12 protein-coding genes and 2 pseudogenes are annotated in these 12,168 nt (G+C 59.6%); 9 read left to right on the forward strand and 5 right to left on the reverse strand.

The genetic code is table 11. The features are described from left to right. Positions 1 to 22: 22 nt before the first annotated feature. The 6 genes and pseudogenes from E1573_RS01350 to E1573_RS01375 form a co-directional block, all read left to right on the forward strand. Positions 23 to 273, forward strand: a pseudogene (locus E1573_RS01350) (hypothetical protein); the annotation flags it as partial. 35 nt (positions 274 to 308) lie between these two features. Beyond that, positions 309 to 518 (forward strand): annotated as a pseudogene (locus E1573_RS01355) (hypothetical protein); the annotation flags it as partial. 45 nt (positions 519 to 563) lie between these two features. Continuing rightward, positions 564 to 1,403 (forward strand): glutathione-dependent disulfide-bond oxidoreductase, encoded by an 840-nt coding sequence (yghU, locus tag E1573_RS01360; RefSeq protein ID WP_133209866.1) that lies wholly within the window; start codon positions 564 to 566, stop codon positions 1,401 to 1,403. Positions 1,404 to 1,655: 252 nt separating this feature from the next. Continuing rightward, positions 1,656 to 5,075, forward strand: coding sequence for an Ig-like domain-containing protein (locus tag E1573_RS01365; RefSeq protein ID WP_133209868.1), 3,420 nt, complete (start codon positions 1,656 to 1,658; stop codon positions 5,073 to 5,075). 4 nt (positions 5,076 to 5,079) lie between these two features. Next, positions 5,080 to 6,093, forward strand: a complete 1,014-nt coding sequence (locus E1573_RS01370; RefSeq protein ID WP_256659452.1) for an SCO family protein — start codon at positions 5,080 to 5,082, stop codon at positions 6,091 to 6,093. Between the two features lie 16 nt (positions 6,094 to 6,109). Beyond that, positions 6,110 to 6,583, forward strand: coding sequence for a copper chaperone PCu(A)C (locus tag E1573_RS01375; protein WP_133209871.1), 474 nt, complete (start codon positions 6,110 to 6,112; stop codon positions 6,581 to 6,583). A 26-nt stretch (positions 6,584 to 6,609) separates the two neighbouring features. Here the strand turns inward: E1573_RS01375 and E1573_RS01380 are convergent, their stop codons facing one another. Genes E1573_RS01380 through E1573_RS01390 form a run of 3 tightly spaced genes read right to left on the reverse strand, consistent with a single transcriptional unit; the run spans position 6,610 to position 8,265 of the window. Beyond that, complete coding sequence (locus E1573_RS01380; RefSeq protein ID WP_133209874.1) at positions 6,610 to 7,020, reverse strand: MAPEG family protein; 411 nt, start codon at positions 7,018 to 7,020, stop codon at positions 6,610 to 6,612. Positions 7,021 to 7,043: 23 nt separating this feature from the next. Beyond that, complete coding sequence (locus E1573_RS01385; protein WP_133209876.1) at positions 7,044 to 7,619, reverse strand: hypothetical protein; 576 nt, start codon at positions 7,617 to 7,619, stop codon at positions 7,044 to 7,046. A 34-nt stretch (positions 7,620 to 7,653) separates the two neighbouring features. Beyond that, positions 7,654 to 8,265, reverse strand: a complete 612-nt coding sequence (locus tag E1573_RS01390; protein ID WP_133209879.1) for a hypothetical protein — start codon at positions 8,263 to 8,265, stop codon at positions 7,654 to 7,656. An 85-nt stretch (positions 8,266 to 8,350) separates the two neighbouring features. Here E1573_RS01390 and E1573_RS01395 point away from each other — a divergent pair, with 85 nt between their 5' ends. After that, on the forward strand, positions 8,351 to 8,968 hold the full coding sequence (locus E1573_RS01395) for a hypothetical protein (RefSeq protein WP_256659453.1): 618 nt from the start codon (positions 8,351 to 8,353) through the stop codon (positions 8,966 to 8,968). Between the two features lie 98 nt (positions 8,969 to 9,066). Here E1573_RS01395 and E1573_RS01400 read toward each other — a convergent pair whose 3' ends face one another. Then, positions 9,067 to 9,564 (reverse strand): HIT family protein, encoded by a 498-nt coding sequence (locus tag E1573_RS01400; RefSeq protein ID WP_133209882.1) that lies wholly within the window; start codon positions 9,562 to 9,564, stop codon positions 9,067 to 9,069. Positions 9,565 to 9,911: 347 nt separating this feature from the next. Between E1573_RS01400 and E1573_RS01405 the strand changes: the two genes are divergently transcribed. After that, on the forward strand, positions 9,912 to 10,556 hold the full coding sequence (locus tag E1573_RS01405; RefSeq protein ID WP_133209885.1) for a LysE family translocator: 645 nt from the start codon (positions 9,912 to 9,914) through the stop codon (positions 10,554 to 10,556). A 108-nt stretch (positions 10,557 to 10,664) separates the two neighbouring features. On the opposite strand, the gene E1573_RS01410 is transcribed toward E1573_RS01405, so the two are convergent. Further along, complete coding sequence (locus tag E1573_RS01410; protein WP_133209887.1) at positions 10,665 to 11,390, reverse strand: tellurite resistance TerB family protein; 726 nt, start codon at positions 11,388 to 11,390, stop codon at positions 10,665 to 10,667. Between the two features lie 156 nt (positions 11,391 to 11,546). Between E1573_RS01410 and E1573_RS01415 the strand changes: the two genes are divergently transcribed. Then, positions 11,547 to 12,167 carry a hypothetical protein gene (locus tag E1573_RS01415; RefSeq protein ID WP_133209890.1) on the forward strand — a complete coding sequence of 207 codons (621 nt, stop codon included), beginning with the start codon at positions 11,547 to 11,549 and terminating at the stop codon, positions 12,165 to 12,167. The last annotated feature ends 1 nt before the right edge of the window (position 12,168 follow it).

Here is a 12,168-nt window from a genome sequence, read left to right on the forward strand (position 1 = left end):
GCAAGCCCGCTCCCACCGAATGGAGTAGGCTTTGCGTCTACCACTCTTTTGCGTAGACAAGGAGACATGCTCACTGCAGTCAACGCCATGCGCCTTCACCCGGTAGTCAACCAGCAGTTGGGCAGTGAATTTGTCATGGTCTACTGCGAGAACAAACGCCAAGACCACCTGGCCTTCCTGCAAGACATCAGTGGGAGCGGGCTTGCCCCGCGACAGCGATTCCCCAGACACATCGCTATCGCGGGGCAAGCCCGCTCCTACCGAATGGAGTAGGCTTTGCGTCTACCACTCTTTTGCGTAGACAAGGAGACATGCTCACTACAGTCAGCGCCATGCGCCATCACCCGGTAGTCAACCAGCAGCTGGGCAGTGATTTTGTCATGGTCTACTGTGAGAACAAACGCCAAGACCACCTGGCCTTCCTGCAAGACATCAGTGGGAGCGGGCTTGCCCCGCGACAGCGATTCCCCAGACACATCGCTATCGCGGGGCAAGCCCGCTCCTACCGAATGGAGTAGGCTTTGCGTCTACCACTCTTTTGCGTAGACAAGGAGATTCGCCGCATGAGCAAAGCCCCCTACACACCGCCCAAGGTCTGGACCCACGACGCCCCCTCCGGTGGTGAATTCGCCAACATCAACCGCCCGGTAGCCGGCCCCACCCACGACAAAGTGCTGCCGGTCGGCAAACACCCGTTGCAGCTGTATTCCCTGGCCACCCCCAATGGTGTGAAGGTCACCGTGCTGCTCGAAGAGTTGCTGGCACTCGGTGTGACCGGCGCTGAATACGACGCCTGGCTGATCCGCATTGGCGAGGGCGACCAGTTCTCCAGCGGCTTCGTCGACATCAACCCCAACTCGAAGATTCCGGCGTTACTCGACCGCAGCGTAGAACCAGCCATTCGCGTGTTCGAATCCGGCTCGATCCTGCTGTACCTGGCAGAGAAATTCGGCCACTTCCTGCCCACCGATCCCGCCGGGCGCACAGAAACCTTGAACTGGCTGTTCTGGCAAATGGGATCAGCGCCGTATCTGGGCGGTGGTTTCGGGCATTTCTATGCTTACGCGCCAGAAAAGTTCGAATACCCAATCAACCGCTTCACCATGGAAGCAAAACGCCAACTCGATGTGCTCGACCGCCGTCTCAGCGAAAGCCCGTACCTGGCCGGCGACAACTACACCATCGCCGACATCGCCGTTTGGCCCTGGTACGGCCAATTGGTACTGGGCAACCTGTATTCGGCAGGTGAGTTCCTCAACGTGCAGCAATACACCCATGTACAGCGCTGGGCACAAACCATCGCCAAACGGCCTGCCGTCTTGCGTGGGCAGCGGGTCAACCGTACCTGGGGAGAGGAAGCCAATCAGGTACCGGAGCGGCATCAGGCGTCGGATCTGGACTGACGCCAAGGCGGGTTCGGGGAACGGTTCGCCCATCACCAATGATGGGGGACTGCCCCCACTCGCCGGCTACACCGGCCTTTCGGCCGTCTCGAAAGCCTTCAGCAAACCATTGAAAATCTGCAGCTTTTCCCTTTAGCGCACTCGTTTCTCGAGGTTGGTGCGGTTTTTGCCCCATGCCATCACAGAATGGCAAATTGATATTTATTTGGGCACAACCGAAGCCACCGAACAGGCAGGAATGAGGTAAACGCTATGTACACACACACTGCGCAGCGCCGATCGACCCTCCACCTTTTCCAGCTTTCAGGTGTTGCGTCTGCACTGCTGGTGGCCTTCAGCATTGGCAACGCCAGTGCTGCACCGATAGACGACACCACTCCGCCGTCTCCAACCGACCCCTCAGCCTTCACCCCTCACCCCAACGACCCGCTGGCGCAGCAGCAAGCACTGGATGCCTTGAAGCTGCTGCCCGAGGGCAACCACGGGGCACTCGCCCTGCCCAACGGCACCTACGGTGATCGCACCACACCGCGTACGGAGAACGTTCTGCAGCCTGCTCAGCAGACGTCCTTCAACTACCCCACCAATGGCCTGGCCAGCCCGTTGTTTGGTGCCCAGCCGTTCACGCAGCAAATGCTGCTGTACGAAGAATTCGGCCCGGAAAAACTCGACCCCACGGTTGAAGCAGGCACGCTGCCTTTCCCTGTACCCACCATCGGCCCGGCCCCCGAGCAAGACCCCACCAGCGTTGCTCGCAGCGGCCCCACCGGCGCCGCGCTGGAAACCTTTCTGCGCCAACCCGGGCTGTTGCCGTTCCCGACCCAGTACGCCAACGTCCTCGACCGCAACCCGTGGAAAGCGCAAATCGAAACGTTCCTCAACCGCCAACCGGTGGGTTCACCGGCCGAGGGGCGGCCACCGGGAAAAGGCTGGTCGCATCAACGCTGGAACGAGTTCTACCCACAGGCGGCGATCAAAACCGCGCAGGCCGGTGCGCGGGTCAATCAGGGCCTGCGTGACAACCGACAAATGCATGGCTATGCCAAAGGCGAGTTCGGCCCCGGCGGCCTGTACCACAACACCGCCGGTATCCCTGCCACGGAAGGTACGGCCAAAGGCATCGGTATTCGTTTTCACCCGAACATGCCGATCCAGAACCACAACTCGTTGTGGACCTTCGACGGTACGCTGCCACCGAAATTGCTGATGGCCCGCTACGGCCAGCCAATGCTGATGCGCCATTACAACGCCCTGCCCATCGACCCGGCAGCCAATGGCGGTTTTGGCCTGCACACCCTCAGCACCCACGAACACAACGGCCATAACCCGGCAGAAAGTGACGGCTACACCAACGCCTTCTTCTTCCCCGGTCAGTACTACGACTACCGCTGGCCGATACAACTGGCTGGCTACGACTCGATCAACACCAAAGCCGAAGACCCGAGGGCCGCCTTTCCCTGCGCCGAGGGGGAAACCCTGTGGGTCAACGACGCCACCCCCGGGCTCAAGACCTGCCAGAACGGCAGCATCAAAGTGCGCGGTGACTGGCGCGAGACCATGAGCACCCACTGGTTCCACGACCATATGCTCGATTTCACCGCGCACAACGTCTACAAGGGCAACGCGGCGATGATGAACTATTACAGCGCCCTCGACCGCGGCAACGAAGCCCTCGAAGACGGTGTCAACCTGCGCTTGCCCAGCGGCTCGGCGTTGCCGTGGGGCAACCGCGACTACGACGTCAACCTGACCTTTGCCGACAAGGCCTGGGATCAGAGCGGCCAGCTGTGGTTCAACCCGTTCAACATCGATGGCTTCATCGGTGACCAGATGATGGTCAACTGGTTGTACAAACCCTACTTCGACGTGCGCGCCCGCAGCTATCGCCTGCGTATCCTCAATGGCTCGGTGTCGCGCTACATGAAGATCGCCGTGGTGCGCGAAGTGCGCGGCACGGGTGGGGAGTTCCGTGGCCCGCAAGGTTCCGGGGTGTCGTACAACCGCGTACCGTTCCACATGATCGGCAACGACGGCAACATCATGGAACACGCCATCCCCTTCGATGGCAGCATGGACCTCAACGGCAACGGCGACCTCAAGGACGACAACGGCATCATGCCCACCCTGGCCATCGCCGAGCGCTACGACATCATCATCAACTTCGCCAAACACGGGATTCAACCCGGCGACAAGATCTTCTTCGTCAACCTCATGGAGCACGACACCGGCAAAGGCCCGAGCGAAGAGGCCGTGTCACTGGCCGATGTGCTGTCGGAGAATTACAAAGCGGTCATCGACCAGACCAGCAAAGGCCCCCGCTGGCGCGATGGCGACCCGGTGGTCGGCAAGTTCCTGCAGTTCAACGTCAAGCCTTACAGCGGTACCGATCAGAGCATGGACCCGGTGGCCTATGAACCGGCCAAACCGGGTAAAGCCGCCGGCAAGAAAATGATCCCGCTGACCATCGACCGTAACGATCAGGCCATGCTGGCCAAGCTCAAGCAGGTACGCCACCGCAGCTTCGAATTCGGCCGCTCCGACGGCACCGACACCGCACCCTGGACCATCAAAACCGACGGGGGTTTCGGCTACTCCATGGACCCACGGCGGATCACCGCCGCACCGCAACTGGCCACCGGCCCGACCGACGCCGGATACGCCGGTGACGGCACCCTCGAAGTGTGGAAGATCAAAAACGGCGGCAATGGCTGGAGCCACCCAGTGCATGTGCACTTCGAAGAAGGGGTCATCCTCAACCGCGACGGCAAGGCCCCGCCGGAATGGGAAAAATGGGCGCGTAAAGACCTCTACCGTGTAGGGCCGGAAGTGGACAGTTCCGAAGAAGTGGAAATGGCAATCCGCTTCCGCGAATTCGCCGGTACCTTCATGGAGCACTGTCACAACACCCAGCACGAAGACAACTCCATGCTGCTGCGTTTCGACCTTGAGCATCCGGGCCAGTTCGAGCTGATGCCTTCACCGATGCCCACCTGGGACGGCGTGACCTACATCAGCTCTGCCGCGCTGCCAGGCTTCCGTGATGAAAACGCTGGAGGGCCGGATGACGGTGACGACGAGGACAACCAACTGCCAGTGGCCAGAGACGACAGCGGCGCGACCAAAGCCGGCGTGCCGATCACCCTCAACGTACTGGCCAACGACAGCGACCCTGATGGAGACGTACCGCTGAGCGTGGTCAGCCTCGGGCAGCCGGACTCCGGCCAGGGCAGCGTCAGCAGCAACGGCACCCAGGTGACCTTCATCCCGCCCGCGACGGTCAACGAAGCCTACAGCGCGAACTTTGAATACAAGGTCAAAGATGCGCGCGGCGCTGTGTCGAAACTGGCAGCCAACGTCAGCGTAGCCGTGACGCCAACGGCGGTGGAGGTTGATCAGAACCTGAAGGTCACCAGCGCCACCGTCACCGTGCGCAGCAACAGCCGCTATGCCTGGGAGCTTTCGGGCACCAGTGCGCTGAAAGTCGGCGACACCCTGACGGTCACGGCCACAGGCAGCAACGGCACGCTGAACCTGGGCACCGCAACGGTGATGTCCGGTGGCAACTGGCGGTTGTCGGCCACCACCACCGGCAGCGGCCCTGCACCAAGCCCGACGGTGACCATCAAACCGGCCAATGGCAAGGCGATCACCGTGCCTTTAACCGTGCGCTGAAACCATGAACAAAGCGGTTCAGGAGGTCAATCACATGGGCTGGAAAACCTGGATGGCACTTGGCCAAGCGCTGCTCTTGAGTTGCGAGGTGGCGCTGGCAGCCGTGGGCGAAAACCAACCGGCGCAACCTTGGGGGCAGGACTACTTTCCCAACACGCCGCTGATCAACCAGGAGGGTCAGACGCTGCGTTTTTTCGATGACCTGATCAAAGACAAGGTGGTGGCGATCAACTTCATCTTCACCACCTGTACCGACTCCTGCCCCCTGGAAACCGCGCGCCTGCGCCAAGTGCAGAAACTGCTGGGCGATCGAGTCGGCCGCGATGTGTTTTTCTATTCCATCAGCATCGACCCGCAAACCGATACCCCAGAGGCGCTCAAACACTATGCAGAGAAGTTCAAGATCGGCCCCGGTTGGCAGTTTCTGACCGGCAACAAAGACGACATTACCGAGTTGCGGCAAAAACTCGGCCTGTTCATCAAGGGCGTCGATGACGGCCAGACCAAAGACCATAACCTGAGCCTGATCATCGGCAATCAAAGCACCGGCCGCTGGATGAAAGCCTCGCCCATGGAAAACCCTTATGTGCTGGCTGACCGCCTGGGCCAAAGCCTGCACAACTGGAAACTGGCCAGCGCCAACACCAACGATTACGCCAGCGCACCGACCGTGCGTCAGCCCAGCGTGGGTGAACAGATCTACCGCACCCGCTGCGCCTCCTGCCACACCCTGGGCGACACCGAACACGCCGGGATGCGCAACATCGGCCCGGATTTACTCGGCGTCACCCGGCAACGCGACCGCGCCTGGCTGACGCGCTGGATCAAAGAGCCCAACGTCATGCTGGAAGAAAAGGACCCACTGGCCCTGCAGCTGTATGAACAATACAACCGCCTGGCCATGCCCAACCTGCGCTTGGGCGAGGTCGAGATATCAGCCTTGCTGAGCTACCTCGACGAAGAGACCGAGCGCTTGCAGCAGCAAGTGCCGATCACCACGTCACAAACCGGCAGCTAATGAAGGAGTTCACCTCATGATTGCTCGATACCTGGCGTTAAGCGCCCTGCTCGCCTGCAGCACTGCAAGCCTGGCCGATGAATACCAGGTCGGTGAACTGCTGATCAGCCAGCCGTGGTCACGTGAGCTGCCGGCTGAACTGCCGGGCGGCTCGGCCTATTTCAGCGTGCACAATCAGGGCAACCAGGCCGATCGGCTGATTGCCGTCAGCAGCCCGCGCGCGAAGAAGTCCACACTGCATACCCAGGCTGTCAGCGACGGCATGCTGCGCATGCAGCACCTGACGGCCATGGACATTCCGGCCCACAGCGTAGTGACGTTCAAACCCGGCGCCGACCACGTGATGCTGTCGGGCATGGAGCAACCGCTTAAAGCCGGTGAACAGTTCCCGCTGACCCTGCAGTTCGAAAAGGCTGGCACCGTTGAAGTGCTGGTCAGTGTGCAGCCGGTCGATGCACAGTCCAGTAACGCCAGCGCGCATATGCACTGATTGCTCGGTGCCCCGTAAGCGGGGCATTACATTCCCAACAGGCAAGCAGCCCAATACACACCAATCACCAACTGCACTGCGAACGCGGCGAACCTGCAGAACACAGCGATAACGCTTTGCGAGGCCAGGTGAATACACGACTGAAGCAACCGTGCCGCGAGAAAGGCATAGGCTAACGGATCGGTGACGGCGCTTTGATCGGTCAGCAAGGCAAGCGCCAGCAAGCCGCCGAAAATCGGCAGCCCTTCCACGCAATTAGCGTGAGCCCGCGCCAGGCGCTGCATGAAGGGCGACAGATTGGCATTATCCGGGGTGAACTGATTGGCCGGCATGCCCTTGAACATCACGAGATACCCGCGCAGCAGTTCCATCAGTACCAGCAGCGCCAAGGCCCAGGCGATAAAGCCGGCCAATGTGATTGCACTTGGACTGGTCATCTGACACCCCTCCCTCAACCTCATCACTGCCGGTCGCGCCAGTGATCCGAGTCGTAGACATAACTGTCGCCAAGAATACTGTCGTAACGAATCAATAGACGTAGCCGCGCCTTGGCAATAGCCATGATCACCGCAGGCTCATGGTTCTCGGGCACAAAGGTGATGGTAGTGAACTTTTTTCCCGGCGGAATGAATTCGCCGACGATAAACAACTCGGCGCGTTGCTCGTAAGGCATATCGCCGAGCAACATTTTGCTGGCCGCTTCCAACAGGTCCGGCCCCTCGCCCGGCACGTGCTGACCATCGACCCAGAGGTTGACCTCTCGAATGATGGCTGGCCCCAGACCATTGTTTTCCAGGGTGTAGCAATAGGAGCGTGCCTTCACATCAGTGCTGTTCCACGCCGACAGATGCGGCGTCGCCATACGCCGGTTGTGCAGTTCGTGCAGTTTGATCTGCCGTGCGCTGAAACGCACAGCGATACAGGCCACCAACACCGAGGCAAACGCAGCGAAAGCCGTCAACAGCGTTGACAGCTCGGACAGCCAGCCTTCCTGGGCCGTTACGACGTACACCACATAATCCTGTAAAGGTTCCATGTGGGTCATCCCGGCGCTTCAATACCGCCATTGGTTAGAACTGTAGCGAGCTTGTGACACGCTCCATCATTGGCCGCCAGGTCGCATCGCTGTCGGCACTCCACGACATCGTCACATGCACTGAACGATCGGCCAGCGGAATCTGTAACTGCACAACCTCCCAGTTTTCCCCTGCTCCGTCAGCGCCAGCACGCAAATAGCCAAGCCTTAGTGCCGGATGGCCGGAAACCGATACCACAGCCGGTTCACGCATGCTGACAACATTCGGCCCTTTCTCTTTTTCAACTGACTTCATGCCCTGAAAAAACGCGTCGTTGAGTTTCGCCAGCGCCTCGGGTTTCAGGGTTTGCAGGCGGGCGGGCGTCAGCTTCGACACAGGCCCGAGCCTGAGACGAAGAAGCGCGCCTTTGGGGACTGAATGCCCGATCAGCAGCGTGGCGCGTTTACTCGCCGCCTCGGCGACGGAAAAACCTGGGCCTTGGTCGGGAGTCTGCACTGACCACTGCGCCGGGACTTGCAACGAAATTCCGCTGGGAAGTTTCAGTCGCTTGAACTCCTCGGCAACGCTCACAGTTGAAACAGCTGCCAAAGCAGAGGCAAAGAAGACAACGGCCGATAGCCGCTTGCACTGGTTCAATTCAATCATGCCCCTTGCCTCCACCTGCCTGAAGAGGATGCAGTGCAGTGTAGACAAACCACCTAGCGGATGCGGGTTTGCTGTAGGAGCGGGCTTGCCCCGCGATGCGATGTGGCTGACAACCTGCAATCGCGGGGCAAGCCCGCTCCCACCGCTGAACTTGTTTTTTTTGATTAAACAACTTGATTTAAATCTACATTGCAGTCTACATTGCACACAAAACGAAGACGCACTGGAGATTCAAATGGGCTCTGTACAATTCATTCACGGTGACGATGGCGAAGCGGTATTTGCAGTTCTGCCAATCAGTATGTATCGCGCACTGATGGCTGGCGGCGTGCGGTCAGAGGCTTCGGCCTCATCACATCCGCTTCTGAATGAGGATCAGACCATGATCAAACTGCCGTACGGTGGCCCTAACGCTTATCTCCATGTGCCGGACCTGCTCGCTTACCTGAAAGCGCACGGCATCAAACACCTGGCAATCAACCAGCGCGCACAAACGTTGGATAAGTTTGCCAAGGAGCAATTGATGACGCTCGATCCGATCATCCGTCGCGAGTTTCTTGGCGACCTTCGCTACAAAAACACCATGCAAGCCACCACCGAAGTCGTCGATGCGCTGGTCGCGACCGGTCACTTCCGCCGCATCAAACAGCGCTACGAAGGCCTGTTCATCCGAGCGGTCAATGCGCTTGAAGTAGTCGAGTAAACACCTGCAGGCCTCCCCTGGGAGGCCTGCACCCGGTAGGAGCGGGCTTGCCCCGCGATCACCAGCAGCATCAACAAAACAGCGACTGGCTGAACCGCTCAGCCAAGGTCCAGAACAGCAAATTCGCCGCGCAGAACCGCGATAACGTGATCAATGGATGGGCCTTGTATCGCCGGTGGATCAAGACGCTCACAAAACTCCCGCCAGACAAACAGCGTCAGTTCTGCACCATCGGTCTGCGCCAGGCTCGTGTCGGGTGCGCCAAAGGCTTGCAGCACTCTGTACCTATCATCGTTCCAGAACATTGCCTCGACCCAAGGGTAAATCGGGATGAAATGGAAATGGATGGAGTACCCGGCTTCATGACCGAAACGGCCAATGTACAGCCGCTTGGGTTGCAGGTGCACTTCGATGGCTGCCTGGATCCTCGCTTGCAGCACACCCAACTGCGCCAGTGCTTCGTCAGGCAGCGCCGTCAAAGCGTTTGTCATCACTTTGGAACTGAGCATCAGATAACCGGGCAGCGCACTGTTCATTCGGTGGTTGACCACCCAATGGGTGGTTTCATGAATGATGAAGCGAGGCGATATGTCCATATTGCAGCCTTGAGTGAAGTCGGCCAGAGGGTAACACTTAAGGCCAGATGGCATGTTGGCTTGCCCTGCGATCTGGTGCGAAGCGGCAGCAATTCAGTCGCTTCGGTATGTCAGCTGCCTTGCAAGCAGCTGTTTTTACGGCCGCTGCGCAGCCGATCGCGGGGCAAGCCCGCTCCCACTGTAGCGCGTCGAAATCCTCTGCCTCTTGAGTTCCACCCCGAACTACGCCAACCAGCCCATCGGCGCTATGTGCGAGTGCCGCTGGGCTGGTGGTGGTGGTGCTGTTCAGGCAACTTTAAATTGTCATGTAGTATGCCCCCTCTTCCAACTCTCTTTGAATGTGAAACATGGATCTGCACTCAGTTTTGGCTTTTACCCTGGTTGCAGCGATCGCCATCGCCAGCCCGGGCCCTGCTACCGTGGTGGCAATCAACAACAGCCTGGCCTACGGCCCGCGTTACGCCGTTTGGTCATCCTTTGGTAATGCGTGTGGGCTGTTTTGCTTGTCCGCCGCGGCGATGTCGGGCATGGGCGCCTTACTTGCCAGTTCCGAGTGGATGTTCAATGCGGTGAAAATTCTGGGCGCGGGATATCTGTTTTATCTGGGTGCAAAGCAGTTGTTCAGCAAAGGCTCTTTCCTCGCGCAGGACGCGCAGCCAGATGGAACAACGGCCGTCGCACCGTCACGGATGAAACTCTACAAGTCAGCATTTCTGACGGCTGTCACCAATCCCAAGGCGACGATGTTCTTTACCGCCCTGTTCCCGCAGTTCATTGACCAGGGTGCGGCCCTGCTGCCGCAGTTCCTGATACTCACGTCGATCTTCATGGGGTTGTCGTTGACGTCATTGAGCCTGTATGCCGCTGCTGCGAGCCAGGTCAAAGGCCTGCTCAGACGTCCGGCATTTTCGCTGTGGGTCAGCAGACTGGTGGGTTCGACCTTCATTTGCTTCGGCGCGGCAATTCTCGCGATGCGCCGGCCAGCGGTTTGAGATGATCCGCAGGGCTTGAGTTAAAAATCAGCTCATACCGAATACACCTGAAAGGGCTGCCACATGGCAGCCCTTTCAGGTGTTGGTAATCACTGAGGCGCAACCCGGTCAGGCGCTACCCTTGGCCTGTTGTTCCAGGTGCACCTGCAATGTCGGATCGATTTGCAGTGCGCTGGCCAGTTCGTCCAGATAGGCCCGTTCTGCATCTTGCTGATCATCCACCAGCATCACGCTGGCCAGGTACATTTCCGCAGCCATGGCCGGGTCTTGGGCCGACTGAGCCACCTCGGCAGCATCGAGTGGTTTGCTGACCTCTTCATCCAGCCATTGTTGCAGTTGTGGATCGTTGGTTTGACGTTTGATTTCAGCGTAGATCAACTGTTCTTCTTGCTTGTCGATGCGACCGTCAGCCTTGGCCGCCGCAATCAGCGCGCTCAGGATGGCATGGCTGTGATCCTCGGCCTCGGGGCCGGACAATTGGTCGACAGTACGCACCGCTTGTTGCGGGGCTGCCGCCTGGCTGCGCTGCCAGCTTTGATAGGCCTGGAACGCCATCATGCCCAACGACGCCAGCGCCGCATAATTAGTGCCACCGGCGGAGCGCCCCTGGGTATAGCCGCCAGCGCTGCCACCACCGCCGCCACCCAACAGGCCGCCGAGTAAACCGCCAAGGCCAGCACCGCCACCTGCTGCACTGCCGCCGCCAAGCAGGCCACCCAACAAGCCGCCCAAACCGCCCAGGCCGTCTTGCGATGACATGCCGCTGCTCCCTTGTTGCGCTTGCGAGCCCTGCCCGGCCCGAAGTAACTGCTCGAGTAAATCACTGGTATTCATGGCACCGCCCTCGTCGGTAATCGTTGCCCAGACACGCAACGATAGCCCCCTCAAGGCGATCCGCCATGACCGTCTGGCAGACGGGAAATCCCAGGCTTACCCGGCAGGCAGGTTTATGTAAGCATACCCACCCTGCCCTGCCCCCTAAGAGGCTGTATGTCGATTTTCACCAAAAGAACCCTGACACTGACCCTGGCCGTCGTCGGCCTGTTGGGCCTGTCGAATCTGCATGCTGCCAGTAAACCCACAGCCACGCCGAAACCTGAAGTCAAGGTCGCGGTGCTCGGCGGCAAGTTCAGCTTCAGCCTGCCGGCAGGCTTCATCGCCAGCCCTCTGAGCGCCGATGAACAGAGCAACGAAGGTGCCGACGCCGTGGGTACCCTGTATGCCAATGCGCAGGAAAAACGCGTGGTCATGGTGGTCGAAAAGCCGCTACCCGAAGCTTCTCGCCCCGGCGACAACGACGATGCCTTCCTTGACGGCGCCGTCAGTGGATTTGTCGACCGCCAGAGCGCCGGGCTGCCGGACTTTCGACAAACCGGCGAATCGCGCCTTAGCCGCAACGGCCTTGGCGTGCGACAAATCGACAGTACGGCGACCCTGGGCGGCGGCAAAACGTTGAACAGTACCTTTATCGCAGGCTCCGGCGATCGCATGGCCGTCATCCAGATCATTTCCCGCGCCGACGACGCCAGTGGTCATGCTGCGTTGGTTAAGCGCATCGCGGGTGAATCCTCAATGCCGATTTCGGAAACGCCCAAAAAACACGGTAAATAGC

The sequence above is a fragment of the Pseudomonas sp. H9 genome, from assembly GCF_004353925.1.
Lineage (GTDB): Bacteria > Pseudomonadota > Gammaproteobacteria > Pseudomonadales > Pseudomonadaceae > Aquipseudomonas.

Bases quoted from the DNA above. Each gene is read 5' to 3' on its own strand.
- yghU (WP_133209866.1), top strand. From the start codon at position 564: ATGAGCAAAGCCCCCTACACACCGCCCAAGGTCTGGACCCACGACGCC.
- E1573_RS01365 (WP_133209868.1), top strand. From the start codon at position 1,656: ATGTACACACACACTGCGCAGCGCCGATCGACCCTCCACCTTTTCCAG.
- E1573_RS01370 (WP_256659452.1), top strand. From the start codon at position 5,080: ATGAACAAAGCGGTTCAGGAGGTCAATCACATGGGCTGGAAAACCTGG.
- E1573_RS01375 (WP_133209871.1), top strand. From the start codon at position 6,110: ATGATTGCTCGATACCTGGCGTTAAGCGCCCTGCTCGCCTGCAGCACT.
- E1573_RS01380 (WP_133209874.1), bottom strand. From the start codon at position 7,020: ATGACCAGTCCAAGTGCAATCACATTGGCCGGCTTTATCGCCTGGGCC.
- E1573_RS01385 (WP_133209876.1), bottom strand. From the start codon at position 7,619: ATGGAACCTTTACAGGATTATGTGGTGTACGTCGTAACGGCCCAGGAA.
- E1573_RS01390 (WP_133209879.1), bottom strand. From the start codon at position 8,265: ATGATTGAATTGAACCAGTGCAAGCGGCTATCGGCCGTTGTCTTCTTT.
- E1573_RS01400 (WP_133209882.1), bottom strand. From the start codon at position 9,564: ATGGACATATCGCCTCGCTTCATCATTCATGAAACCACCCATTGGGTG.
- E1573_RS01405 (WP_133209885.1), top strand. From the start codon at position 9,912: ATGGATCTGCACTCAGTTTTGGCTTTTACCCTGGTTGCAGCGATCGCC.
- E1573_RS01410 (WP_133209887.1), bottom strand. From the start codon at position 11,390: ATGAATACCAGTGATTTACTCGAGCAGTTACTTCGGGCCGGGCAGGGC.
- E1573_RS01415 (WP_133209890.1), top strand. From the start codon at position 11,547: ATGTCGATTTTCACCAAAAGAACCCTGACACTGACCCTGGCCGTCGTC.